Source organism: Streptomyces cavernicola (assembly GCF_029968035.1).
GTDB classification, from domain to species: domain Bacteria; phylum Actinomycetota; class Actinomycetes; order Streptomycetales; family Streptomycetaceae; genus Streptomyces; species Streptomyces cavernicola.
In genome coordinates this window covers 113,333-138,047 of the sequence record NZ_JASCIQ010000019.1, presented here as the reverse complement: position 1 = coordinate 138,047, position 24,715 = coordinate 113,333, and the positions used below count along the sequence as shown (strand labels likewise).

Genomic DNA, 24,715 nt, shown 5'->3' with positions numbered 1-24,715 from the left:
CTCCACGCGAGGTGGCCGACATGCGCCTTCCCCCGCCCCCGCTGATCATGGAGCGCATGACGACCACCGAAAAGGTGCGTGAAGAAGCCGGCGACGACGGCACGAAGCGGCAGTTCATCTCCTGGGTCACCCTCGCCCTGATGACCACGGCGTCCGTGGCGAGCCTGCGCCCCTCGCCGGCCATGGCGATCTACGGCCTCGCGGCGGTCTTCCTCTACCTGCTGCCGGCCGTCGTGTTCCTGCTCCCCACCGCCCTCGTGGGCGCGGAGCTCGCCTCCGGCTGGACCGGCGGCATCTACCGCTGGGTCAGCGAGGCCCTCGGCAAGCCGCTCGGATTCCTCGCCGTCTGGTGCCAGTTCGCCATGACCATCGCGTACTACCCGAGCCTCCTCGCGTACGTGGCCTCGACCTTCGCGTACGTCATCCACCCGAGCCTCGCCGAGAACGGCCTGTACGTCGCGATCGTCATCGTCACCATCTACTGGACCGGCGTCTGGGTCTCCTCGCGCGGCACGAAGACCGTCGCAGGCCTGTCCAGCTTCGGCCTGGTCGTCGGCACGCTCGTCCCCGGCGTCGTGCTCGTCGGCCTCGGCGTGGTCTTCCTCGCGCAGGGCAACCCGTCGGCCGCGCCGATGACCCCCGACCACTGGCTGCCGCCCTGGACGGGCCTGGCCAGCCTGGTCCTGATCGTCAACAACTTCCTGTCGTACGCCGGGATGGAGATGAACGGTGTGCACGTCTCCTCGCTGCGCGAGCCGCGCTCCGAGTACCCGCGCTCGATCTTCCTCGCCACCGGCCTCGTCCTGCTGATCTTCATCCTGCCCGCGCTCGCCATCAGCTGGGTCATGCCGGCCCACCAACTCAGCCTCACCGCCGGGCTGATGCAGGCCTTCCAGGCGTTCTTCGACCACTTCGGGGTCGGCTGGCTCACCAAGGTCGTCGGCATCATGCTGGTGCTCGCCGCGCTCGGCGGCATGCTCACCTGGCTCGCCGGACCGGCCAAGGGACTCGTCCAACTCTCCCGCCAGGAGGGCTACTTGCCGCCGGTCCTGCAGCGCCTCAACAAGTACGGGGCGCCCCGCAACATCATGGTCGCGCAGGGCGTGATCACCACCCTGATCGGCGTCCTGTACGCGTTCAGCGACGACGTGTCGTCCGCGTACTGGATGTTCTCCGTGATCACCGTGCAGATCTACCTCATCGCCTACCTGCTGATGTTCCTCGCCGTCGTCCGGCTCCGGAAGTCCCAGCCGGACCGGGAGCGCGGCTTCCGCGTGCCGGCGGTGCGCCTCGTCGCGGGCGTCGGCTTCGTGGCCTCGCTGACCGCTATGGTCATCGGCTTCGTGCCGCCCGAGCAGTTCGGCGACGCCCCGCTCTGGCGCTACCTGATCGTCGTCGGCGGCGGCCTCGCCCTCATCGGCGTCGTCGCCCCGCTCGCCTTCCTCGCCTTCCGCAAGCCGAGTTGGGTGCACCCCGAGTACGCGACGCAGCCGAGCCCGCCGCGCGAGGGGTGAGCGACCCGGCCCCGGGGGCGGCGAGCGGTGCACGGCCGGGCCCATAAGGTTCATCCCACCATGTCCAGCCATGAACGGATTCGCACCCTGAGGGCTGCCCGGGTGGTCGCCGCCGCTCTGCTCGGCCTCGGGGCCCTCGCGTACACCGCCTGGGCCCTCGAAGCCGTCCTCGCCACCGGACTCGATCCGATACGGACATACGTCAGCGAACTCGCCGCCGAGAGCGAACCCCTCGGCGGCCTCTTCCGCGCCACCGACCTCGTCGCCGGACTCCTCGTCTGTGCGGGCGCGGCCTGGTCCCTGGCCCGACTGGCTCCGCACACGCCGTGGTTCCGGGTGGGGTGGGCCGGGCTGCTGCTCTTCGGCGCGGCCACGGCGGTCGACTCGCGGCTCCCGCTGAGCTGCACCCCCACCGCCGACCCGGAGTGCGCGGCGCGCGAGACGGCGGGCCTGGTGCCCGCGACCCACACCGCGCACGCCATCAGCAGCTCCCTCGCCGTGACGGGTGCGCTGATCGGCATGGTCGTCCTCACCGCCGCCGCCCGCCGGCACCGCACCCTGCCGGCGCTCGCCCGCCTCGGCCCGTGGCTCGTCGGGCTCGAACTGGCCGTCACGCTCTGGACGTTGAGCTCGGTCGCGGCGTTCCAGGCGGGCCACGGCACCTGGCTCCTCGGGCTCGGACAGCGCGCCCAGGTCGCGCTCATCGCCGGCTGGCTGGCCCTGCTCGCGTACGCGCTCGCCCGGCGTGCCGAGGGGTGGGTGCGGTGAGCCCCGGCCGCCCCTGCCGTCCCTGCCGCGCCCCCCTCGACACCTTCGTCCGTATCGACGGCGTGCCGCACCACGTGGTCGTCGAGGGCGCGGGCCCCGTCTGCGTGCTCTCGGCCGGGCTCGGCATGGCCTGGTACGACTGGGACGCCGTGACCGCGCTGCTCGCCCCGTACCGCACCGTCGTCCGCTTCGACCGGCCGGGGCTCGGGCTCAGCGGGCCGGCCCGCGCCGCGCCCACGCTCGCCGCCGAGGCCGACCGCATCCTGCACGTCCTCGACGCCTGCGGGCTGCCCGGCCCCGCCACCCTCGTCGGCCACTCCCTCGCCGGATTGCACTGCGAGGCCGCCGCGCGCCGCCACCCGGATCGCGTCGCGCGCCTCGTGCTCGTCGACTCCAGCGTGGAGGAGCGGGCCAGGCCCCGCCCCTCGCCCGGCCTGCGCGTCGGCGCCGCGCGCCTGTGCGGGGCGCTGCTCGGTGCCGCCGGCCTGCCGTACGTCCTCGGGCCCGCGCTGCGCCGCGCCTCGGTGTTCCTGGCCCGCACGGGCGGCGGCGACCCCGCCCCGTACGAGCTGGTGCGGCGCACTTACGGTACGAGTCGCTCGCTGCGGGCGATGGTCGCCGAGCACGCCACCTACCTCGACGTCGCGGCTCAACTCGCCGTGCTGCGGCGGCAGTCGGGGCTGTCCGCGGGGTTGCCGGTCACGGTCCTCACCGCGGGCGCCGACCGCCGCTGGCTCCGCCGCCAGCGCCGCCTCGCCGCACTCCTCGCCGCCGACCACCGCATCTCCCCGGAGTCCGGCCACCTCCTGATGCTGGACCACCCACACGACGTCGCCGCAGCGGTACGCGGTGCCTGACCCCCTCCTTTCTCCCCACCCCGCCCCTTCCCGAAAGACCTGCGGTCAGCCCCGGGGGCCAGCCCCCGGAACCCCCGCTCTCAAACGTCGGAGAGGCTGAATCAGGCAAGCTGGGCCCCCGAAAGGGGCGCGGGGAACTGCGCGAGCGGCCACGACGGCGCAGCAGCCGAACGACAGCCGGGGCCCGGGGCGAAGCCCCCGGAACAGGGGCGCGGGGAACTGCGCGGGCGGCCACGGCGGCGCGGCAGGCGAAAGGCGGGCGTCGCAAGAATGAGCCTGTCCGGCGTTTGAGGACGAGCCCGGAGGGCGATCTCACCGTGACCGAGCCGACCTCGCCCAGAAGCCAGCCCCCGCAGGGAGCCCGTATGACGACCGCCATCAAACGCAGCGACCGCCGCATCAGCCCGGTGTTCCTCGCCATCGCCGCGGCGACGACCGCCGCAGGCTGGGCCACCTGGACCGGCTTCGCCGAGAACACGGGCCTCGCGGTGTTCCTGTTCGTCACCGGCGCCTGGGTCGTCTCCCTCTGCCTGCACGAGTACGCCCACGCCCGCACCGCCCTGCACAGCGGGGACATCTCGGTCGGCGCGAAGGGCTATCTGACGCTGAACCCGCTGAAGTACACGCACGCCCTGCTGAGCATCGTGCTGCCCGTGGTGTTCGTGATCATGGGCGGGATCGGGCTGCCCGGCGGCGCCGTGTTCATCGAGCGGGCCCGCATCCGGGGCCGCTGGCGGCACAGCCTGATCTCGGCGGTGGGTCCGCTGACCAACGTCGCGTTCGCGATCGTCTGCACGGCGCCGTTCTGGCTGGACGCGCTGTCCGGCGTACCCCTGTCGTTCCGGTACGCGCTCGCGTTCCTGGCGCTGCTGCAGGTCACGGCGGCGCTGCTGAACTTCCTGCCGGTGCCGGGTCTCGACGGGTACGGGGTGATCGAGCCGTGGCTGTCGCGGAAGATCCGCCGCCAGGTGGAGCCGTTCGCGCCGTTCGGGCTGCTCGCGATCTTCGCGGTGCTGTGGATCCCGGCGGTGAACATCGCGTTCTTCGACGCGATCCACGCCCTGCTGCGCGGCCTCGGCATCGGGGAGCCGGCGTCGTTCTGCGGGCAGAGCCTGTACCGCTTCTGGCAGGCGGACAGCCCGGTCTGCGTCAGCCGTTGACGGCGGCGGCCTCGGCCGCGGCGGCCTTCTCGGCCTTGCCCTTGCGCAGGTAGTACCAGGTCATGTTGGACGAGAGCCCGGCGATCAGCACCCAGACGATGCCGAGCAGGCTGCCCTGGACGAAGGCGACCACGGCCGCGACGACGGCGAGGACGCAGACGACGAGGGCGTACAGAGCGAGGCGGGGCATGGGGTTCGGCTCCTGTCCGGATACGTGCGGTTCGTACGCGCGATGCGTACGCCGTCCAGTGTCCCCCATGGGCGATGCCATGCCCCGCCAGGCCCCGTACCGCGGCTACACGTCGGTGACGCGCAGGCCCGCGTGCGCCTTGTACCGCCGGTTCACGGAGATCAGGTTGGCGACGAGGGACTCCACCTGGTGGGCGTTGCGGAGCCGCCCGGCGAAGACGCCGCGCATGCCGGGGATGCGGGCGGCGAGGGCCTGGACGAGGTCGGTGTCGGCGCGGGCCTCGCCGAGGACCATCACGTCGGTGTCGATCTCCTCGATGGACGCGTCCTGGAGCAGCACGGCCGACAGGTGGTGGAAGGCGGCGGTGACGCGGGAGTCCGGAAGCAGCGCGGCGGCCTGCTCGGCGGCGCTGCCCTCCTCGGGCTTGAGGGCGTACGCGCCCTTCTTGTCGAAGCCCAGCGGGTTCACACAGTCCACGACGAGCTTGCCGGCGAGCTCCTCGCGCAGCGATTCCAGGGTCTTGGCGTGCCCGTCCCACGGCACGGCGACGATCACGATGTCGGAGCGGCGGGCGCACTCGGCGTTGTCGGCGCCCTCGACGCCGAGGCCGAGCTCGTCGGCTGCGGTCTTGGCGCGCTCGGCGGCGCGGGAGCCGATGACGACCTTCTGGCCGGCGCGGGCCAGGCGGTAGGCGAGGCCCCGGCCCTGGTCGCCGGTGCCGCCGAGCACGCCGACGACGAGCCCTGACACGTCGGGAAGGTCCCAGGGATCCTTGGCGGGAGCCTTGCCCTGCGCCTTCTCCGGAGCCGGGGGCGCACCGTCCTGAGCAGCAACTGCAGCATCGTGGGAAGTCATACGCCGACGATACTTGCCGGTAGTGGACGCTGTCCGTACGAAGTTCACACCCGTGTGCGAAGCTCCGGCCCCAACCACGCAGCCGCGCCGCCGAGTTGGGGAAAGCGCCGGACGGCCGGGCGGTGCGGGCGGCAGGATGCGGGGCTATGGACGCCGTACGGGTCGCGCTGCTGCGCGAAGTGCTGGCCGGGACGGAGTGGCCGGGCGCCACCCGCCGCTTCGCGGGGGCGCTGCGCGGTTCGGTGGTGCCGCACGGCGGCGGCCTGCTGCTCGTGGGCACCGCCGGGTACGAGCCGTGGCACCTGGCCGCGCACCTCGTCGACGAGGCCGCCTGGTCGGGGACGCCGGAGCTGCGGCCGACGCTCGTACGGCACAAGGTGCGCCCCGACGACCCGGCGCATCTGTCGGTGGGGCTCGGCCGGATCGAGGCGGCGCGGCGGGGCGAGACGCTGCTCGTGGTCGCACCCGACGACCCCGGCGGGGGCCTCCTGGAGCGGGTGCACGACGCCCGCAGGGCGGGGGCGACGGTGCTCGCCCTGGAGTCCGGCGACCGCGAGCTGAACCGGCTTGCGCACGAGGCGCTGACCGTGCCCGAGGAGCCGGAGCTCGACCTGGACACGGTGCAGCACCTGGTGAGCGCGGCGGCCGGCGAGAACTCCCTGCCCGCGCCGGCGCCGCGCGGACGCCGCACCTTCCGGGACCGCCTCTCCCGGCTCGCGGATCAGCTGACGGAGCCGCCGCCGGCCCGCTGGTGAGGCTCCGGTGGGATCACTCGGGGTCGGCGGGATCACTCAGGGTTGTCGGGATCACTCGGGGTTGTCGGGCTCGCCCTTGCCGTCGTGCCAGCGGGGGTCGGTCTCCCACTCCAGGTTCCGCTCCTGGGCGGTCTGCATCGCGTGCGCCGCCTCTTCGGGAGAGGCGTACGGGCCGAAGCGGTCCTTGCCCGGACAGTCGGGCCCCTCCTCGACCTTCTTGTGTTCGAGGCAGTAGTACCACTCCCCCGGCTTGCCGACCGTGCGCTTCTTGAACAGGGCCATCACGGACCCCTCTCTTCTTGGGTCTGCCCGAGGTTCGTTCCGCCGCCATCGTGCCCCAATCGCGCTGGATACACTCACTGGCATGTCTGGCCAGTCGCTGCTCGTACCAGGGGAGCTCTCTCCCACCCGTTCCGTCCCCGGCAACATCCGCCGTCCCGAGTACGTGGGCAAGCCCGCCCCGACCCCGTACTCCGGCCCGGAGGTGCAGACCCCGGAGACCGTCGAGCTGATGCGGATCGCGGGCCGTATCGCCGCGCAGGCCATGGCCGAGGCGGCCAAGCACATCGAGCCGGGCGTCACCACGGACAAGCTGGACGCGGTGGCCCACGAGTTCATGTGCGACCACGGCGCGTACCCGTCCACGCTCGGCTACCGCGGCTTCCCGAAGTCGCTGTGCGCCTCGGTCAACGAGGTCATCTGCCACGGCATCCCGGACTCCACGGTGCTGCAGGACGGCGACATCGTGAACCTGGACGTCACGGCGTACATCGGCGGCGTGCACGGCGACAACAACGCCACGTACCTCTGCGGTGACGTGGACGAGGAGTCGAAGCTCCTGGTGGAGCGGACGCGCGAGGCGACCGCCCGAGCCATCAAGGCGGTCAGGCCGGGCCGCCAGATCAACATCATCGGCCGCGTCATCGAGTCGTACGCCAAGCGCTTCGGGTACGGGGTCGTGCGGGACTTCACGGGGCACGGCATCAACTCGTCGTTCCACTCCGGCCTGATCGTCCCGCACTACGACAGCCCGCACGCCACGACCGTGATCCAGCCCGGCATGACGTTCACGATCGAGCCGATGCTCACGCTCGGCACGCACGAGTACGACATGTGGGAGGACGGCTGGACCGTCGTCACCAAGGACCGCAAGCGGACCGCGCAGTTCGAGCACACGCTCGTGGTGACGGACACCGGGGCGGACATCCTCACGCTGCCTTAGTGGTTCCGGGAACCTCTTTCTTCGCACGCACGTTTTACCGACAGCTCGTCGGGAACTCCTTCACCGACAGCCCGTCGGCATCGGAGGTTCCCCCGTGTCCAGCCCGTCCACGTCGTCCACGCCGGTCACGCCGTTCTCGACGGTCATCCGCACTGCGTCCCACGAGGCGCACACGGAGGCCGAGACCTCGACGTTCATGAGCGACCTGCTCGGCGGCAAGCTCGGCGTGGAGGCGTACACGCGCTACACGGAGCAGCTGTGGTTCGTGTACCGCGCGCTTGAGGACGGCGCCGAGGCCCTGCGGGACGACCCGGTGGCGGGCCCGTTCATACAGCCCGAGCTGATGCGCACGGCCGAGCTGGAGCGGGACCTCGCACATCTGCACGGCGGGGCGGAGGACTGGCGCGCGGACCTGCAGCCGCTGCCCGCGACGCGGGCGTACGCGGGCCGGGTCGCCGAGTGCGCCCGCAGCTGGCCCGGCGGCTTCGTCGCGCATCACTACACGCGCTACCTCGGCGACCTCTCCGGCGGCCAGATCATCCGCGACAAGGCGGAGCGGACGTGGGGCTTCGCGCGCAAGGGCGACGGTGTGCGGTTCTACGTCTTCGAGGGGATCGGCAATCCGGCGGCGTTCAAGCGGGGGTATCGCGAGCTGTTGGACGGGGTGCCGGTGGACGAGCTGGAGAAGATGCGGATCGTGGACGAGTGCAAGCGGGCGTTCGCGTTGAACACTGCCGTGTTCCGGGCCCTTGGGGACGAGTTCCCGCTCAGCGCGTGAGCCCGTGTTTCGACTGCTGCGCCGTCGTGGCTGATCGCGCAGTTCCCCGCGCCCCTAAAAACCAGCCCCTCCGGCGTTTGAGGAGGCCCGTCCGGCAGGCCACGCGGCGCCAGCCGCACATCGGACACTGCCGGGAAGGGGCGGGTAGGGGAAAAATCAGGGCCCGACCAGCTGCACGCGGCCGCCCACCTCCACCGTCCCGTCCGGGTTGGGCGCCGTGAGGATCTGACTGCCCGCGCCCTGGCGAATGTTGAGCGCGCGGCCGAGCGCGGCCGTGAGGAGCAGCGCGGCCGCCCCCGTCGCCTCGTCCTCGTCGATGCCCCCGGTGCAAGCCCCGGCTCCACCGGAGCGGCTGACGCCGCGCTCATCGATACGCCCGGGAAACGCCCGCGCACGTACGCGACCGGCCGCCTCGTCCTCCCACGCCCAGGCGTACACCCACTCGCCGGGCGGCGGTACGTCGAGGGCGTCCACTTCCGAGGCCGAGCCGTACTGCCGGAGCACCCGCGCCGGGGCCCACTCCGGGCGGGCCGTGATCCAGCTGAACTCGCCGTCCTGACGTGCCGTCACCACCCCGGCGGGCGTGTGGAGTTCGGGCAGGTCGAGGAGCCAGGCCGTGCCGACGCAGGGGTGCCCGGCGAAGGGCAGGCGGAGGGTGGGGGTGTAGATGTCGACCACGCCGCGCTCGTCATCGTCGACGAACACGGTCTCGCTGTGGCCGAGGCGGCGCGCGAGGTCCTGCCGCGCCGCCTCGCCGGGCACGGCGGCGCCGTCGCGGACGACCCCGAGGGCGTTGCCGCAGAGCCCGTCGGGGCCACAGAAGACGCGGAGCACATCGAGGTCGAGGGGGCCGGGCCGGCCGGTCGCCGAAGTCATCCGGGCATTGAAGCATCAGCGGGCGGGCGCCCCGCATTCGGTGGTCCGACGGCCCCTTTGACCCGCCCTTGACCGCCCTCTGAACCCCTCATGACCAGGTCGTTATCGGGTCGCGCTCATCCAGCGCGGATGAGAGTCGAATCACTGGACGGGCAACTTGAAGTGAGGTAAGCCTCAGATAAGTTAGGTCCGCCTCACCTGGCCCTCGTCCCTCTCTGGAGTCCCGTATGCGCGCCGTTCGCGTCACCCTCGCCTCCGTCACGGCAGTGGCACTCGCCGCCGTGGCCACGGGCTGCACCGAGAAGAGCAAGGCCGGTGCCGGCGGCGACCACGTCGTGAAGGTCACCGCGGGCGACGACTCCTGCAAGGTGTCGAAGAAGGAGTTCCCGGCGGGGCACGTGGTGCTCGACGTGGAGAACACCGGCTCCAAGGTCACCGAGGTGTACGTGCTCTACCCGGACGACCGGATCGTCACCGAGCGCGAGAACATCGGCCCCGGCACAAGCCAGAAGGTCAACGCCGAGGTCAAGGCGGGCTCGTACCAGATCGCCTGCAAGCCCGGCATGGTCGGCGAGGGCATCCGGCAGAAGGTGAAGGCGACCGGCGGCGGCAAGGAGGTCGCGCGCGACCCGAAGCTGGACGCCGCCGTGGCCGCGTACCGCACGTACGCGCAGGAGCAGGCCGACGAGACGCTGCCGCTGGCGAAGAAGTTCGCCGACGCCGTGAAGGCCGGCGACCTGGAGGCGGCGAAGAAGGCGTACGCGCCGTCCCGGATCGGCTGGGAGCGCACCGAGCCGGTGGCCGAGTCCTTCGGCGACATCGACCCCAAGGTCGACCTGCGCGAGGACGGCCTGACGGGCGGTCAGGATCCGGAGAAGGACTGGACGGGCTGGCACCGTCTGGAGCGCTCGCTGTGGAAGGACGAGAAGATCACCGGCCGCGACAAGGAGCTCGCGGACCTGCTGGTCAAGGACCTGGAGAAGTGGCAGGACAAGGTCAACGAGGCCGAGATCACGCCCACTTCGATGGCCAACGGCGCCAAGGAGCTCCTCGACGAGGTCGCCACCGGCAAGGTCACCGGCGAGGAGGAGCGCTACTCGCACACCGACCTGGTCGACTTCAAGGCCAACGTCGAGGGCGCGGAGAAGTCGTACGCGCTGCTCAAGCAGGTCGCCGCGAAGAACGACCCGCAGCTGACCGCCCAGCTCGACCGGCGGTTCACGGCTCTGAACGAACTGCTCGACGAGTACCGCGAGGACGAGAAGTCCTACGACTTCGAGTCCTACGACAAGGTCGGCAAGGACGAGCGCAAGGAACTGTCGGACGCGGTGAACGCGCTGGCCGAGCCGCTGTCGCAGCTCGCGGCCGCGGTGGTCGCCAAGTAGGCCCGGGAACAGGCGAGTCGGGAGTCCGGTCATGACGGAGCGTACGAACACCTCCGCGCCCTCGCGGCGTTCGCTGCTCGCCCTCGGCGGCGCGGGCCTCGCCGTCGGCGCCGCCGCGGGCGCGGGCGCGATGGCCGTGGCGCAGGGCGGTCCGGGCGGCGAGCCGGCGGCGCAGGCGGGGGCCGCGGTGCCTTTCCGCGGGCGGCACCAGGCGGGCATCGCCACCGCGGTGCAGGACCGGCTGCACTTCGCCGCGTTCGACGTGAAGACCGACGACCGGGCCGAACTCGCCGCGCTCCTGGAGGAGTGGAGTGCGGCGGCGGCGCTGCTCACCGCGGGCCGCCCCGTCGGCGAGGGCGCGTACGGCGGTATCCCGGAGGCCCCGCCGGACGACACCGGCGAGGCGCTCGGCCTCAAGCCGTCCCGTCTGACCCTGACCTTCGGCGTCGGGCCCTCGCTCTTCGACGAGCGGTTCGGGCTGCGCGAGCGGCGGCCCGAGGCCCTGGTCGACCTGCCGAAGTTCCGCGGCGACAACCTGGACAAGGCGCGCAGCGGCGGCGACCTGTGCGTACAGGCCTGCGCGGACGACCCGCAGGTCGCGGTGCACGCGATCCGCAACCTGGCGCGGATCGGCATGGGCACGGTCGCGGTGCGCTGGTCGCAGCTCGGCTTCGGCAAGACCTCCTCGACGACGCCGGACGCGCAGACCCCGCGCAACATGATGGGCTTCAAGGACGGCACCCGGAACATCGCCGGCACCGACACCGCCGCCCTGGACGAGCACGTGTGGGTGAGCGAGGCGGACGGGCCGGACTGGATGGCGGGCGGCACCTATCTGGTGGCCCGCCGCATCCGCATGAACATCGAGACCTGGGACCGGACCTCGCTCAAGGAGCAGGAGGACATCTTCGGTCGCACCAAGGGCGAGGGCGCCCCGTACGGCAAGAAGCGCGAGCGGGACGAGCCGGATCTGCGGGCCATGCCGGAGGTGGCGCACGTCCGCCTCGCGCACCCGGACAGCAACGGCGGGGCGCGGATGCTGCGCCGCGGCTACTCGTTCACCGACGGCACCGACGGCCTCGGACGCCTTGACGCGGGCCTGTTCTTCCTGGCGTACCAGCGTGACGTGCGCGACGCGTTCGTGCCCGTGCAGCGGCGGCTCGCGGAGTCCGACGTGCTCAACGAGTACATCCAGCACGTCGGTTCGGCCGTCTTCGCGATCCCGCCCGGGGTGGCGGACCAGGGCTCCTGGTGGGGCCGCGACCTGTTCACCGGAAAGGTTTGAGGCGTGTTCGCCAACTTCTTGATCGGACTGCGGGAGGGCCTGGAGGCCTCACTCGTGGTCTGCATCCTCGTCGCGTACCTGGTGAAGACCGGCAACCGCGCCGCGCTCCGGCCGATCTGGCTGGGCGTGGGCGTCGCGGTCGGCGTCAGCCTGGCCTTCGGCGCGGCCCTGCAGTTCGGTACGCAGCAACTCACCTTCGGGGCACAGGAGTTGATCGGCGGCAGCCTGTCCCTCGTCGCGGTGGGCCTGGTGACCTGGATGGTGTTCTGGATGCGGCGCACCGCCCGGCACCTCAAGGCCGAGCTGCACGGCAAGCTGGACGCCGCCCTGACGATGGGCACGGGCGCCCTGGTCGCCACGGCGTTCCTCGCGGTGGGCCGGGAGGGCATCGAGACCTCGCTGTTCGTGTGGCGCTCCGTGGACGCGGCCGACGACGGCTGGCGGCCGCTCGCGGGCGCGCTGCTCGGGCTGCTCACGGCGGTCGCGATGGGCTGGCTGTTCTACCGGGGTGCCCTGCGCATCAACCTGGCGAAGTTCTTCACGTGGACCGGCGGCATGCTGATCGTGGTCGCCGCGGGCGTCCTCGCGTACGGCTTCCACGATCTGCAGGAGGCGCGCTTCCTGCCGGGCCTGGCGAGCAAGGCCTTCGACGTCAGCGCGGCGATCCCGCCGGACAGTTGGTACGGGACGCTCCTCAAGGGCGTCTTCAACTTCCAGCCGGACCCGACGGTCGTCCAGGTCACGGTGTGGGCTCTGTATCTGATCCCGACGCTCGTGGTGTTCCTGGCCCCGGTAGGGTTCCGACCGTCAGTGGCGGCAGTTGGAGCGGAGCGAAAAGCAAGCGATGAGCAGGCTGCGCAAGGTGGGTCGGCCGGCCGCGGCGGCAGCGGCGGTGACGGTGCTGGCCGTGACGGCGAGCGGGTGCGTGACGGTGCACGGGGAGCGGGAGATCGTCCCGGCGGCCACGAAGGCTGAGGCCGCCCGTGCCCTGAAGGACTTCACGAAGGCGTACAACGCGGCGGAGGCCGAGGCCGACCCGGCGAAGGACGCGAAATACCTCACCGGGCCGTTCGGCGCGATCAACCAGGCGGACCTCAAGGTGCGCGCGGAGCGCAAGAAGAACGGCTCCGAGGGGCCGGCGCCGACGCCGCTGAAGTTCGACGACACGAAGTTCACCATCCCGAAGCAGGCCGGCTGGCCGCGCTGGTTCGTCGCGGACTCCGGCAGCAACAAGGACAACAACGACCAGTTCCGCTGGGTCCTCGTCTTCACCCGCGGCGGCATGGACCTGCCGTGGGAGGCGTCGTACGTGGCGTTCCTGAAGCCCGGCCAGGTCCCGAAGTTCAAGAAGGACGCGGACGGGCTCGCCGAGCCGGTCGCCCTGAACGACTCGAAGCTCACCGTCCCGCCGAAGAACCTGAGCAAGGAGTACGCCTCCTATCTGAAGGACGGCGGCGAGACCTTCGAGGAGGGCACGCACACCTCGGGCTGGCGGGAGAAGCGCGAGCGGGAAGCCGAGCGCCTCGGCCTGGTCACGCAGTACATCGACGAGCCGCAGAACTCCGGCGACTTCGCCCCGGTCGGGCTGCGCACCGAGAACGGCGGGGCCCTTGTGTTCTTCTCCACCCGGCACTTCGAGAAGCGCACCGCGGCCGAGGGCCTGAACCTGCGCATCCCCGCGGACGTGCGCGCCCTGATGAGGGGCGACGCGAAGGGTGCGGTGACGCTGGAGTCCGTGGCCGGCCAGGCCGCCCTCGTACCGCCGAAGGGCGGCACCAACTCGCTGGTCCAGGTACTGAACCGAGTGCAGGGGCTCACGGGCGCCAAGGGCGAGTGACCCGGACTTCACCGGACTTCAAACGACGCGAAGGCGCCCGGAGGCCGAGCCTCCGGGCGCCTTCGTGTGCGGTCTCGCGGTCCTGGCGGTCGGGCCGGGTGTGCTCAGCCGCGCAGCGGCCAGGCCGCGCTCTCCGGTTCCGATCCCGCGTGCTGCGCGATGGCGTCGGTGAGGGCTTCGAGCAGAGTCAGCGGCTCGGGCAGCGGATGCTCGGGGCCGCGCACCCAGTGGACGTCGAGCTCCCCCGGCAGGCGCGCGGGCGGCACCAGAACGTACGAACCCCGGCAGTGCCAACGCAGGCCGGGGTGCTCGTCCATCGTCTCGGGGTGGCAGTCCAGCTCACACGGCCACCACTCGTCCTCGTCCTCGGGGGTGCCCCGGGTCGCGGTGAAGAACATCATCCGGTCCCCGCCGGACTCCGCGACGGGGCCGACCTCGACGCCTTCGGCGAGCAGCCGCTCCAGAGCGCTGCGGCCGGCTTCCACCGGTACGTCCAGGACGTCGTGGACCATGCCGGTGGCCGTGATGAAGTTGGCCTCCGGCTGGTGCGTGGCCCAGCGCTCGATCTGGGCGCGGTCGGTGGTCGACTGGGTCTGCCAGGCGAAGGAGATCGGGTGCCGGGCGGGGGTGGGGCAGCCGATGCGGTCGCAGGAGCAGCGGTACCCGGCCGGGTGTGCGGCCGGGGCGAGCGGCAGGCCCGCCGCGGCGGCGGCGAGGAGCAGCGCCTGGCGGTCGGCGCTCTCGTCCTCGCCCGCGTCCTTGGGGCGGCGGGAGCGCAACCACTGGGAAAACCTGCTCTGTCCGCCGGTGCGACGGCCGAACTCCGCGCCCATCTATCCCCTCACCTTGCTTCGTCCCGTCCGTCCATGGTGCCACCATCCTGCGCCCCGGGTGGCCGCACTCCTCATCCGGGGTACCGGGGGCGATGCGAGGCCTTGGGTGTCGATGACGGGCGAGTCCGGACATATCTGCCTACCTTGGCGACATGGTCACCATGGCTGCACCCGCTGTCATCACCGCCCTTGCCCTGGCAGGAAACCTGACCGGCGTGACGTCGACCGGCCCGGCCGCTCCCCTGGAGTGGAGCGGCGGCGGTCCGCTCACCGTCGACGCGCTCCCCCGCATCACGTACACCGCGCATCGCGGCGGCGCCCTCGAAGTCCCCGAGAACAGCATGTCCGGGCTTATGGCGGCGTTCGAGCGGGGCACGGCCCAGGTGCTCGACGTGGACACCAGGGTGCTGCGCGACGGCACGCTCGTCGCCATGCACGACGCGACCCTGGACCGTACGACCGACCGGAAGGGCCCGGTCCGCGCGCTCACGGCCAAGCAGTGGCGCGACGTACGCCTGGTGCCGCGGCCCTCGCTGGGGAAGGCCTGGCGGCCCGAGCGCCCGCCGACGGTGGCCGAGGTGCTTGACCGGTTCGGCGGGCGGACGGTGCTGCTCCTGGAGGTCAAGGACAAGGACGGCCTGGTCCCGCTCTCCCGGATGCTGCACAAGCGCGGCCTGACCCGCTCCGTCCTGGTCAACTCGAACTGGCCGGCGGTCGCCGAGCGCGCCCACGAGCTCGGCCTGCGCGCCCAACTCTGGCGCAGCGCCGAGCAGATGAGGCACGACAAGCCGCACGAGTGGCGTGCGTTCGTCGACGTCCTGGACGTGGACTACAAGGCCCGCGACCAGGACCTGGTACGGGCGGTCGACTCGGGCATCCCGCACGTGTGGGCGCACACCGTGAACTCGACGCGGCAGCGGGACCGGGTGCTGCGCCTCGGCTGCGACGGGGTGATCACCAACGCGCCGGGGCTCCTCACCCGCACGCCGATGAAGGGGCCCGCCCGCGCGCGCCCGCTCAGCGAGGAGTGAGCTCGGGCGTCGCACGGCCCAGGTCGGCTCAGCGCAGATCGACTCAGACCGGGTCGGCTCAGACCGGGTCGGCTCAGACCGGGTCGGCTCAGACCGGGTCGGCTCAGACCGGGTCGGCTCAGACCGGGTCGGCTCAGACCGGGTCGGCTCAGCGCGGGTCGGCTCAGCGCGGGGCGAGGCCGCCGAGCGCGTACTCGACGAGGGTGTCCGCGTACGCGTGCGAGAGCTCGCCGGTGCCCTGCAGCCAGCGTTGCGCGATCGGCGAGAGGAAGAGTTCGAGGGCGATCCGCGGGTCGAGGTCGGCGCGCAGCTCGCCGGTCTCCTGGGCGGCGCGCAGCCGGGCCACGTACAGCTGCAGTCCGGGTTCGAGGAGCTGCTCGACGACACGGGCGCTGAGGTCGCGGTCGATGATCCCCTCGGCGGCGAGCGCGCGGTACGGGATCTCGAAGCCGGGGTCGTTGAGCTCGTCGACGGTGGCGCGCAGCACGTTCTTCAGGTCGGCCGCGAGGTCCCCGGTGTCGGGCAGGGCGCGGGCCTCGGCCGGGTCGACGCCGGAGGCCTCCGCGGCGGCGGCCATGTTGCGCTCGCCGAGGTCGACGAAGGCTTCGAGCAGCACTTCCGCCTTCGACGACCACCAGCGGTAGATCGTCTGCTTGCCGACTCCGGCGCGGGCGGCGATGCCCTCGATGGTGGTCCTGGCGTATCCGACCTCGCCGATGAGGGCGAGGGCGGCGTCGTAGATGGCGCGGCGGGAGCGCTCGCTGCGCCGCGATGCGTCGGGTGCTGTCTTGGTCGCCATGGGGCGAATGTAGCAGCGGGATGAGTCGATACGTATCGTCTCGATTCGGTGTGAACGCGTGCGGCACAGCCGGAGAACAACCCGTTCGCCACCGCGCGGGAGGGCTGTCCGCAGCGGACCATGGGCAGCATCCGAGCGGCCGAACCCCGGCCGCAACGACCACCGTGAGGAGCCCTCATTGCCTCGTCACGCCACACCCCGGCGCTACCTGATGTGCTCACCCGCGCACTTCGAGGTCTCGTACTCCATCAATCCGTGGATGGACCCCCGCAAGCCCGTCGACGTGTCCCTGGCCGTCGCGCAGTGGGAGGACCTGAGGGAGCGCTACCGCTCGCTCGGCCACACCGTCGAGGAGCTCACCCCCCGCCCCGACCTGCCCGACATGGTCTTCGCCGCGAACGGCGCGACGGTGATCGACGGCCGGGTGCTCGGTGCGCGCTTCGCCCATGCCGAGCGCGCTCCCGAGGCCGCCGCGCACCTCGACTGGTTCCGTGAACACGGCTTCCCCGAGGGCGAGTTGTGCGAGCCGGTGCACATCAACGAGGGCGAGGGCGACTTCGCCGTCACCGCCTCGTACGTGCTCGCCGGGCGCGGCTTCCGGGCCAGCCCGCTGTCGCACGGCGAGGCCCAGGAGTTCTTCGGGCGGCCGGTGATCGGGCTCGACCTGGTCGACCCGCGCTACTACCACCTCGACACCGCGCTCGCGGTCCTCGACGACGCGGCGGACGAGGTGGCGTACTACCCCGGCGCGTTCTCGCCCGGCAGCCGGGCCGTGCTGCGCCGGCTCTTCCCCGACGCGCTGATCGCCGAGCGGCCGGACGCCGCGGCGTTCGGCCTGAACGCGGTCTCGGACGGCCTGCACGTGCTGCTGCCGCAGGCCGCGGTGGGCCTCTTCGAACCGCTCAGGCAGCGCGGCTTCGAGCCGATCGGGATGGACCTGGGCGAGCTGCTCAAGGGCGGCGGCAGCGTCAAGTGCTGTACGCAGGAGCTGCGTTGCTAGTCGGTTGAGCCTGCGCTCTGCTCCGCGGGCGGCCAGGCGTCGCCCCACTCCGCGTCCCGGGCCGCCTTGTAGCGGACGCCTTGGCGCTTGGTCACCGTGGAGCGGGCCAGCGCGCCCTCCGGCTCGCAGAGGTCGAGCAGCACCTGGCCCTTGCGGATCTGGGGCTTGCGGACGATCCGGCCCTGCGCGGGGACGGCCGGCAGGCGGGTGGCGGCGACATAGCTGAACTTCTCGTCCTCGTACGCGAGCGAGCCGCCCTTGACCTTGCGGTGCAGGGAGGAGCGGCTGACGCGGGACGAGAAGTGGCACCAGTCCTTGCCGGGCTCGATGGGGCAGGCCGCGCTGTGCGGGCAGGGGGCGGCGATGCGCATCCCCGCGGCGATCAGGCGGTCCCTGGCCTCGATGACGCGGGCGTAGCCGTCGGGGGTGCCGGGCTCGATGATCACGACGGTCTCGCCGGCGTCGGCGGCGGCCTCGACGACCGAGCCGCGGTCGGCCTCGGTCAGCTCGCCGAGCACGTACGAGATCGTGACGAGAGCGGTGCTCTCGACGGTGAGCGCTGCTCCGATACGAGAGCGCTGCCAGCGCGCGGCGCTCAACAGGGGGTTGGACTCGGCCAGTTCACGCCCCAGGGCGAGGGCGGGCTCGGCCCAGTCGAGGACGGTGACGGGCCGCTCCGTCGGCCAGGTCGCGCTGACCGCCCAGGTGGCCGCTCCCGTACCGCCGCCGATGTCGACATGGCTGCCCGGGGCCCAGCCCTCGGGGGCCGCGGCCGCGAAGGCGTCGAGGGCGGACCGCACGGCCTCGAACGTGGCGGGCATCCGGTACGCCGCGTAGGCCGCGACGTCCGAGCGGTCCCGCAGCACGGGGGCGTCGGTCGGGGTGCGGCCCCGGTAGTTGGCGATCAGGCGGTCCACGGCCTGCGTGGCCTGCTTGGGCGGCAGCCCGTCGAGCAGGCCCGCGAGTGCGGTGCGCAGTGCTTCGGCGGGGGTGGGGGTGGGGGCGTTCACCTGGGGAATCGTACCTGCGGCGCGCCCCTCGCCCTCCGGGCGGATTTTCTCCCCACCCCGCCCCTTCCCGAAAGCCTGCGGCGCTTCGGGGGCCAGCCCCCGGACCCCCGCTCCTCAAACGCCGGAGGGGCTGAATTGGGTCGGTGATACGGGCCCCGACAGGGGCGCGGGGCTGTGACACTTGCGGCTCCGCCGCGTGGGCGCGACCAGCCACGACGGCGCAGCAGACGAACGAGCAGCGGGGTCCGGGGCGCAGCCCCGAAGCTGCTGCAAGCTTTCGGGAAGGGGCGGGGTGGGGAGAGGTCAGCGTGGGGGCGGGCCCGTGACCGCTCTTGCCAGGCGGGTCGCCGCGGCCGACCGCGGGCCGTTGGCCGGCGCCCGCCGGACCGGATGAACCGTGTTCGCGAGCAGCACCAGGAACGTGTCCGTGGCCCGGTCGAGGACCAGGGACGTCCCCGTGAACCCCGTGTGCCCCGCAGCCCCGCGCCCCGCCAACTCCCCCATGAACCACGCCTGGTCGACCAGAAACCCCAGCCCCGGCGGGCGGAGCAGCAGCTCCACGAAGTCGGGCCCGAGGATGCGCGCCGTCCCGTACGCACCGCCCCCGAGCAGCGTGCGGCAGAACACCGCCAGGTCGCGCGCGGCGGAGAAGAGCCCCGCGTGCCCGGCGACACCCCCGAGCGCGTACGCGTTCTCGTCGTGCACCACCCCCCGCACCATCCCCCGGTCCAGCTTCGCGCGAGGCCGGCGCTGGTCCTCGGTGGCGGCGGCGGACGGGCAGGGCCCGAAGCCGGTGGCGCGCATGCCGAGGGGCCGGGTGACGCCCTCGCGGATCAGCCGGTCGAGGCGGCGCCGGGTGAGGCGCTCCAGGACCTGCTGGAGCAGCAGCATGTTCAGGTCGGAGTAGAGGTACGCCCCGCCGGGCTCGGCGATCGGTTCCTCGGCGCGCAGCGCGGCGAGCATCGCGGGCCCGTCCGGGCAGTCGTACAGCGGGAGTTCGGGGCGCAGGCCCGAGGTGTGGGTGAGCAGGTGGCGCACGGTGATGCCGTGGTCGGCGGCCGCGGTGAGCTCGGGGGCGTACGCCGCGATCCTGGCGTCGATGCCGAGGGTGCCGCGCTCGATCTGCTGGACGGCGGCGACGGCGGTGAAGAGCTTGGTGAGCGAGGCCAGGTCGAAGGGCGTGCCGAGGGTCATGGGGACGCGCCGGTGCTCGGGCAGTTCCGCGCCCTCGGCGGCGTACCGGACCGCCCAGCCGGCCGCCTCCTCGACGGCGACGACGGGTCCGCGTCCGGCGACCGCGACCGCGCCCGCGCACCACGTGCCGGGCAGCGCGCGCACGCCGTCGACGAGCAGCCGCAGCTGCCCGGGGTCGAGTCCGGCCCGCTCGGGCGGGCCGCTGCGCAGCCGTGGCGAGGTCAGTGTCCCGCCCCCTCCGTGCGGCCCGTGTCCTCCGTGCGGCCCGTGTCCTCCATACGGCCAGTCTCCTCCGTACGTGCGGCCCCCTCCGTACCACCAGGCTCGTTGCGGGTCGTCCACGGCCGGCACAGGGCGAGGAAGCAGGCGACGGCGAGCAGCGCGCAGGACAGCTGGACCACGGCCATCGGTACGGCGGTGTGCTCGCCCGCGATGCCGACGAGCGGCGAGGCGACCGCGCCGACGAGGAACGAGGAGGTGCCGAGCAGCGCGGAGGCGGAGCCCGCGGCGTGCGGGGTGCGCAGCAGGGCGAGGGCGTTGGTGTTGGGCAGGGTGATGCCCATCGCGGACATCAGCACGAAGAGGCCCGCGGCGACCGGGACCAGGCCGACCTCCCGGGCGTCGCCGAACACCCCGGTCGTGAGGAGGAGCAGCGCACCCGCCGCGAGAGTGATCACGGCGAGGCCGACGCCGAGGACCCGGTCGAGCCGGACCCGGCCGACGAGGATCTTGCCGTTGATCTGGCCGACGAGGATCAGGCCGACCGAGTTGACCCCGAAGAGCAGCGAGAAGGTCTGCGGGGATGCCCCGTAGATCTCCTGGACCACGAACGGGGAGGCCGAGATGTACGCGAAGAGGGCGGCGAAGGCGAAGCCGCCGGCGAACGTGTACCCGGCGAAGATCCGGTCGCCGAGCAGCCCCCGCATGGTCCGCAGCGCCTCGCCGCCCCCGCCGGACTGGCGGCGTTCCGGGGTGAGGGTCTCGGGCAGGCGGCGCCAGACGAGGGCGGTGAGCGCGATGCCGATGGCGGTGAGGACGACGAAGATGCCGCGCCAGTCGGTGAAGCGCAGCACCTGGCCGCCGACGAGCGGCGCGACGATCGGGGCGACCCCGGAGATCAGCATCAGGGTGGAGAAGAACCGGGCCATGTCCACGCCGTCGTACAGGTCGCGCACGACGGCGCGGGCTATGACGATGCCCGCGGCCCCGGCGAGGCCCTGCAACAGGCGGAAGGCGACGAGGAGTTCGACGCCGGGCGCGACGGCGCAGATGGCCGTGGCCACTATGTAGACGAGCATGCCGCCGAGGAGCGGGCGGCGCCGCCCCCAGCGGTCGCTCATCGGCCCGACCACGAGCTGCCCGAGCGCCATCCCGGCGAGGCAGGCGGTGAGCGTCAGCTGCACGGTGGCGGCCGGCGCGGACAGCGCGTCGGTGACCTCGGGGAGCGCCGGCAGGTACATGTCCATGGACAGCGGCGGCACCGCGGTGAGGCCGCCGAGCAGGAACGTGGTGAGGAGTCCGGTGCGCCGCGCCGCGGCCTTGCCGGGGTCGGGCGCGCCCTCCGCCGTCGGCTCCCTGCGCCCTGCCGAACGTCGGTCCACAGCCGTCACGTACCTCAACCCCTCCCCATAGTTGCCTCGGCTGCCTATGCTCTCAGCTCGGCCGACCGGTCTCGGCCGGTCCGGCCGGGACCGGACGCTCGGCCAGGGGAGGCACCGGATGGGGCGTGTGCGGTGGGGAGTGCTCGCGACCGGCTGGATCGCCGAGCGATTCACTGCGGAACTGGTCGGCATGGAGTCGGACGCGGAGGTGGTGGCGGTCGCCTCGCGTACGCGGGCGGGCGCGCAGGCGTTCGCGGACCGCTTCGGGATCGAGCGGGCGTACGGGGACTGGGCCTCGCTCGCGGCGGACGAGGACGTCGACGTGGTGTACGTGGCGACGCCGCACTCCGCGCACCGCGAGGCCGCCGGGCTCTGCCTGGAGGCGGGGCGCGCGGTGCTGTGCGAGAAGGCGTTCACGCTGAACGCGCGGGAGGCCGAGGAGCTGGTGTGCCTGGCGCGGGCGCGCGGGAGCTTCCTGATGGAGGCCATGTGGATGTACTGCCATCCGCTGATCCGGCGCCTGCGGGAGCTGGTCGCGGACGGGGCGATCGGCGAAGTCCGCACGATCCAGGCCGACTTCGGGCTCGCGGGCCCTTTCGAACCGTCCCACCGGCTGCGCGATCCGAAGCAGGGCGGGGGCGCGCTGCTCGACCTCGGGGTGTACCCGGTGTCGTTCGCGCAGCTGCTGCTCGGGGAGCCCTCGGCCATCACGGCGAGAGCAGTGCTCTCGGAGGAGAGCGTCGATCTCCGTACGGGAGCACTGCTCTCCTGGGAGAGCGGTGCTCACGCTCTGGTGCACTGCTCCATCGACGCGGCGACCCCGGTCACCGCGTCCGTGACGGGCTCCCGGGGCCGTATCGACATCCCCGACGGGTTCTTCCATCCGGACCGCTTCGTGCTGCACCGGCCGGGCCGCGAGCCCGAGGAGTTCACCGGCGAGGGCCCGCGGGACTCCCTCCGGCACGAGGCGGCCGAGGTGATCCGCTGCCTGCGCGCGGGCGAGCAGGAGTCCCCGCTGGTCCCCCTCGACGGCACCCTCGCCGTGATGCGGACGCTCGACGCCGTACGGGAGCAGGTCGGCGTCCGCTATCCCGGGGAGTGAACTCACCTTTCCCGTACGGGAGTCACGCCGGCTTCAGCCCCGGGTTCCCCGCCTCCGTCACGAACGACGCCGCCGTGGAGATCGGGGCGCCCGGCGTCGTCACCGCGGAGACCGTCTTGAAGTCGGCCCGCGCCGAGTCCGTGCCGAGGGCGACCGTCACATACCCGCGCCGCCCGTTGAAGAACTTCAGGTGCGGGTTGGCCTGCATGTACGTGTCCCAGGTGGCGGGCTTCTCCTCGCCGTCCTTGCCGCTGGCGATGGAGGTCGCGACGATCTCCGCGCCGAGCGTCTTGGAGTCCGGGTCGTCGAAGTCCTGCTTGATGTCGAAGGCGTAGCCGCGGTGCACGTCGCCGGTGAGCACCATCAGGTTGTCGATCCCGGCCGCGCGCGCCCCGTCGAGCACCCGGGCGCGGGATGCGCGGTAGCCGTCCCAGGCGTCCATGGACAGCTTGGGCGTGTCCGTGAGGTCGAACGCCCGCTGGGACACGACGACTTGCTGCGGCACCAGGTTCCAGAGCGCCTGCGACTGCCGCCACCCGTCGAGCAGCCAGCGCTCCTGCGTGGCCCCGGTGATGCTGCGCTTCGGGTCGTCCGTCTCGGGCCCCGCGGGGTGCGCCTTGTCGCCGTACGCCTGGTCGGAGCGGTACTGGCGGGTGTCGAGGATGTCGAACTGGGCAAGGCGGCCCCAGTGCAGCCGCCGGTAGAGCTGCATGTCGGGCCCGTCCGGCTGCTGCGGGCTGCGCAGCGGCTGGTTCTCCCAGTACGCGCGGTACGAGGCGGCCCGGCGGATCAGGAACTCCTCGGGCGGTACGGAGTTCTCCGGGATGTCGTCCGCGTAGTTGTTCTCGGTCTCGTGGTCGTCCCAGGTGACGAGGAAGGGGTGCGCGGCGTGCGCGGCCCTCAGGTCGGGGTCGGACTTGTAGAGGCCGTAGCGCATCCGGTAGTCGTCGAGCGTGACCGTCTCCCGGTTGAAGTGCGCGGGCAGCACGCGGTCGGTGTAGTTGCGGGCGCCGCCGACGGAGTTCACGGCGTACTCGTACAGGTAGTCCCCGAGGTGCAGGACCAGGTCGACGTCGTCCTGGGCGAGGTGCCCGTACGCCGTGAACCAGCCGTCGTGGTACGCCTGGCAGGAGACCGCGGCGAGCTTCAGGGCGGAGAGCTCGGCGGCGCGGGCCGGGGCGGTGCGGGTGCGGCCGACCGGGCTGACCCAACTGCCGGTGCGGAAGCGGTAGTAGTAGACGCGGCCGGCGTCCAGGCCGTCGATCTCGACGTGCACGGAGTGGCCGAACTCGGGGTGCGCGGTGACGGAGCCGCGTCTGGCGATGCGGGCGAAGCGGTCGTCGTGGGCGAGCTCCCACTCCACGGTGACGCGCTGCGCGGGCAGGCCGCCGTCCGCCTCGTACGGCTCGGGGGCGAGGCGGGTCCAGAGCACGACGTTGCCGGGCTGCGGGTCGCCGGAGGCCACGCCCATGGCGAACGGGTCGTCGGATATGCGGCGTGCGTCCAGTTCTGCGGCGTGCGCGGCGCCGGTGCCGGGCAGGTGGGTGGCGAAGGCGAGGGCGGCGGCCGCGCCGGTCACGGTGAGGAATCGGCGGCGGCCCAAGTGCCGTGCCGCCGCGCGGAGTTCCTCGGTGCGGCGGGCCGCGTTCCGGGCGGTGTTCCGGGCTGCGTGCTGAGCTGCGTTCCGGGCCGCGTGCTGGGCTGCTTCGTGCGCTGCGAGCGTCATCTGCCCCTCCCCTGACGGTTGTTGTCAGAGGCATTCGACGGGGGCGCGACGACTTGGGCCTGTCGCGTACACAACAGTCGTATGGCGGACGGATGAGTACCGCATGGCCATGCGTCCCGTACGCTGCGGGGCCATGAACGAGGCGCAAACGAAGATCGCGATCGTGACGGGCGCGGGCTCCGGCATCGGCCGGGCCGTCGCCCTGGAACTGGCGGCCGGCGGCTGGTCCCTGGCGCTGGCCGGGCGACGCCCGGCGGCCCTGCAGGAGACGGCGGCCATGACGGAGCGCGGCGACGCCATGTTGTGCGTACGGACCGACGTCGCCGTCGAGGACGACGTGGCGGCGCTGTTCGCGGCCACGGTGGAGCGGTTCGGCCGGCTCGACCTGCTCTTCAACAACGCGGGCACGTTCGGCCCCGGCGGCGTCCCCCTCGACGAGCTGTCCTACGAGGCGTGGCGGCACGTCGTCGACACCAACCTGAACGGCGCGTTCCTGTGCGCCCAGGCCGCGTTCCGGCAGCTGAAGGGCCAGTCGCCGCAGGGCGGGCGGATCATCAACAACGGGTCGATCTCCGCGCAGGTGCCGCGCCCGCACTCGATCGCGTACACCACCACCAAGCACGCCATGACGGGCCTGACGAAGTCCCTCTCCCTGGACGGCCGCCCGTACCGGATCGCCACCAGCCAGATCGACATCGGCAACGCCGCGACCGACATGACCGAGCAGATGCAGCGCGGCATCCTGCAGGCCAACGGGGAGCTGGCCGCCGAGCCGGTGATGGACGTCGCCGACGTGGCCCGCACGGTGCGGCACATGGCGGAGCTGCCCCTTGAGGCGAACGTCCAGTTCGCGACTGTGATGGCCACGAACATGCCGTTCATCGGGCGGGGTTGAGGGGAAGGCCGCGCGCAGCGCATGCCTTCAGGGGCGCGGGGA

General features: G+C 72.5%; 25 protein-coding genes. 15 read left to right on the top strand and 10 right to left on the bottom strand.

The window, feature by feature from the left end; translation table 11 throughout:
- Window positions 1-56 precede the first annotated feature (56 nt).
- The 4 genes from QIS96_RS19430 (at window position 57) to QIS96_RS19415 (ending at window position 4,299) form a co-directional block, all read left to right on the top strand.
- Window positions 57-1,514 carry an APC family permease gene (locus QIS96_RS19430; protein ID WP_282543911.1) on the top strand — a complete coding sequence of 486 codons (1,458 nt, stop codon included), beginning with the start codon at window positions 57-59 and terminating at the stop codon, window positions 1,512-1,514.
- Between the two features lie 60 nt (window positions 1,515-1,574).
- Window positions 1,575-2,282, top strand: coding sequence for a DUF998 domain-containing protein (locus QIS96_RS19425; RefSeq protein WP_282543910.1), 708 nt, complete (start codon window positions 1,575-1,577; stop codon window positions 2,280-2,282).
- Window positions 2,279-3,139, top strand: a complete 861-nt coding sequence (locus QIS96_RS19420; protein ID WP_282543909.1) for an alpha/beta fold hydrolase — start codon at window positions 2,279-2,281, stop codon at window positions 3,137-3,139. Before QIS96_RS19425 ends, QIS96_RS19420 begins: the two co-directional genes overlap by 4 nt.
- 365 nt (window positions 3,140-3,504) lie before the next feature.
- Window positions 3,505-4,299, top strand: coding sequence for a site-2 protease family protein (locus QIS96_RS19415; RefSeq protein ID WP_282543908.1), 795 nt, complete (start codon window positions 3,505-3,507; stop codon window positions 4,297-4,299).
- Here QIS96_RS19415 and QIS96_RS19410 read toward each other — a convergent pair.
- Both QIS96_RS19410 and npdG read right to left on the bottom strand, forming a co-directional pair.
- The gene (locus tag QIS96_RS19410; protein WP_282543907.1) at window positions 4,289-4,558 is read right to left on the bottom strand and encodes a hypothetical protein; all 270 of its coding nucleotides are present in this window, start codon (window positions 4,556-4,558) and stop codon (window positions 4,289-4,291) included. The genes QIS96_RS19415 and QIS96_RS19410 overlap by 11 nt on opposite strands.
- 36 nt (window positions 4,559-4,594) lie before the next feature.
- Window positions 4,595-5,344: an NADPH-dependent F420 reductase gene (gene npdG / locus QIS96_RS19405; protein WP_282543906.1), complete on the bottom strand. Its 750-nt coding sequence runs from the start codon at window positions 5,342-5,344 to the stop codon at window positions 4,595-4,597.
- A 146-nt stretch (window positions 5,345-5,490) separates the two neighbouring features.
- Here npdG and QIS96_RS19400 point away from each other — a divergent pair, with 146 nt between their 5' ends.
- A complete protein-coding gene (locus QIS96_RS19400) occupies window positions 5,491-6,099 on the top strand; it encodes a hypothetical protein (protein WP_282543905.1) in 609 nt (202 codons plus the stop codon).
- Between the two features lie 51 nt (window positions 6,100-6,150).
- On the opposite strand, the gene QIS96_RS19395 is transcribed toward QIS96_RS19400, so the two are convergent.
- The gene (locus QIS96_RS19395) at window positions 6,151-6,381 is read right to left on the bottom strand and encodes a hypothetical protein (protein ID WP_282543904.1); all 231 of its coding nucleotides are present in this window, start codon (window positions 6,379-6,381) and stop codon (window positions 6,151-6,153) included.
- A gap of 82 nt (window positions 6,382-6,463) precedes the next feature.
- Between QIS96_RS19395 and map the strand changes: the two genes are divergently transcribed.
- Both map and QIS96_RS19385 read left to right on the top strand, forming a co-directional pair.
- Entirely contained in the window at window positions 6,464-7,321 is an 858-nt protein-coding gene (map, locus tag QIS96_RS19390; RefSeq protein WP_282543903.1) for a type I methionyl aminopeptidase, read from the top strand.
- 94 nt (window positions 7,322-7,415) lie between these two features.
- Window positions 7,416-8,099, top strand: a complete 684-nt coding sequence (locus QIS96_RS19385; RefSeq protein ID WP_282543902.1) for a biliverdin-producing heme oxygenase — start codon at window positions 7,416-7,418, stop codon at window positions 8,097-8,099.
- Between the two features lie 156 nt (window positions 8,100-8,255).
- Here the strand turns inward: QIS96_RS19385 and QIS96_RS19380 are convergent, their stop codons facing one another.
- A complete protein-coding gene (locus QIS96_RS19380) occupies window positions 8,256-8,975 on the bottom strand; it encodes a PhzF family phenazine biosynthesis protein (protein WP_282543901.1) in 720 nt (239 codons plus the stop codon).
- Between the two features lie 227 nt (window positions 8,976-9,202).
- Between QIS96_RS19380 and efeO the strand changes: the two genes are divergently transcribed.
- Genes efeO through QIS96_RS19360 form a run of 4 tightly spaced genes read left to right on the top strand, consistent with a single transcriptional unit; the run spans window position 9,203 to window position 13,482 of the window.
- Entirely contained in the window at window positions 9,203-10,360 is a 1,158-nt protein-coding gene (gene efeO / locus QIS96_RS19375) for an iron uptake system protein EfeO (protein WP_282543900.1), read from the top strand.
- A gap of 31 nt (window positions 10,361-10,391) precedes the next feature.
- Entirely contained in the window at window positions 10,392-11,645 is a 1,254-nt protein-coding gene (gene efeB / locus QIS96_RS19370) for an iron uptake transporter deferrochelatase/peroxidase subunit (RefSeq protein ID WP_282543899.1), read from the top strand.
- Window positions 11,646-11,648: 3 nt separating this feature from the next.
- The gene (gene efeU, locus QIS96_RS19365) at window positions 11,649-12,620 is read left to right on the top strand and encodes an iron uptake transporter permease EfeU (protein ID WP_282543898.1); all 972 of its coding nucleotides are present in this window, start codon (window positions 11,649-11,651) and stop codon (window positions 12,618-12,620) included.
- Window positions 12,547-13,482, top strand: coding sequence for a hypothetical protein (locus tag QIS96_RS19360; protein WP_282543933.1), 936 nt, complete (start codon window positions 12,547-12,549; stop codon window positions 13,480-13,482). Before efeU ends, QIS96_RS19360 begins: the two co-directional genes overlap by 74 nt.
- Before the next feature lie 104 nt (window positions 13,483-13,586).
- On the opposite strand, the gene QIS96_RS19355 is transcribed toward QIS96_RS19360, so the two are convergent.
- Complete coding sequence (locus tag QIS96_RS19355; RefSeq protein ID WP_282543897.1) at window positions 13,587-14,315, bottom strand: bifunctional DNA primase/polymerase; 729 nt, start codon at window positions 14,313-14,315, stop codon at window positions 13,587-13,589.
- Between the two features lie 152 nt (window positions 14,316-14,467).
- On the opposite strand from QIS96_RS19355, the gene QIS96_RS19350 reads away from it, so the two are divergent.
- Window positions 14,468-15,346, top strand: a complete 879-nt coding sequence (locus tag QIS96_RS19350) for a glycerophosphodiester phosphodiesterase (RefSeq protein ID WP_282543896.1) — start codon at window positions 14,468-14,470, stop codon at window positions 15,344-15,346.
- 163 nt (window positions 15,347-15,509) lie between these two features.
- Here the strand turns inward: QIS96_RS19350 and QIS96_RS19345 are convergent, their stop codons facing one another.
- Window positions 15,510-16,145, bottom strand: a complete 636-nt coding sequence (locus tag QIS96_RS19345; RefSeq protein WP_282543895.1) for a TetR/AcrR family transcriptional regulator — start codon at window positions 16,143-16,145, stop codon at window positions 15,510-15,512.
- Between the two features lie 178 nt (window positions 16,146-16,323).
- On the opposite strand from QIS96_RS19345, the gene ddaH reads away from it, so the two are divergent.
- Complete coding sequence (ddaH, locus tag QIS96_RS19340; RefSeq protein ID WP_282543894.1) at window positions 16,324-17,145, top strand: dimethylargininase; 822 nt, start codon at window positions 16,324-16,326, stop codon at window positions 17,143-17,145.
- Here ddaH and QIS96_RS19335 read toward each other — a convergent pair.
- The 3 genes from QIS96_RS19335 to QIS96_RS19325 form a co-directional block, all read right to left on the bottom strand.
- Entirely contained in the window at window positions 17,142-18,155 is a 1,014-nt protein-coding gene (locus QIS96_RS19335; protein ID WP_282543893.1) for a small ribosomal subunit Rsm22 family protein, read from the bottom strand. The two genes, ddaH and QIS96_RS19335, sit on opposite strands and share 4 nt — an antisense overlap.
- 303 nt (window positions 18,156-18,458) lie before the next feature.
- On the bottom strand, window positions 18,459-19,574 hold the full coding sequence (locus QIS96_RS19330) for a serine hydrolase domain-containing protein (RefSeq protein WP_282543932.1): 1,116 nt from the start codon (window positions 19,572-19,574) through the stop codon (window positions 18,459-18,461).
- On the bottom strand, window positions 19,571-20,950 hold the full coding sequence (locus QIS96_RS19325) for a multidrug effflux MFS transporter (protein WP_408907214.1): 1,380 nt from the start codon (window positions 20,948-20,950) through the stop codon (window positions 19,571-19,573). The genes QIS96_RS19330 and QIS96_RS19325 overlap by 4 nt, the downstream gene beginning before the upstream one ends.
- 118 nt (window positions 20,951-21,068) lie before the next feature.
- Between QIS96_RS19325 and QIS96_RS19320 the strand changes: the two genes are divergently transcribed.
- Window positions 21,069-22,052, top strand: coding sequence for a Gfo/Idh/MocA family protein (locus QIS96_RS19320; RefSeq protein ID WP_282543892.1), 984 nt, complete (start codon window positions 21,069-21,071; stop codon window positions 22,050-22,052).
- Window positions 22,053-22,074: 22 nt separating this feature from the next.
- On the opposite strand, the gene QIS96_RS19315 is transcribed toward QIS96_RS19320, so the two are convergent.
- A complete protein-coding gene (locus QIS96_RS19315) occupies window positions 22,075-23,778 on the bottom strand; it encodes an alkaline phosphatase D family protein (protein WP_282543891.1) in 1,704 nt (567 codons plus the stop codon).
- Between the two features lie 133 nt (window positions 23,779-23,911).
- Here QIS96_RS19315 and QIS96_RS19310 point away from each other — a divergent pair, with 133 nt between their 5' ends.
- Window positions 23,912-24,673, top strand: a complete 762-nt coding sequence (locus QIS96_RS19310) for an SDR family oxidoreductase (protein ID WP_282543890.1) — start codon at window positions 23,912-23,914, stop codon at window positions 24,671-24,673.
- Window positions 24,674-24,715 lie beyond the last annotated feature (42 nt).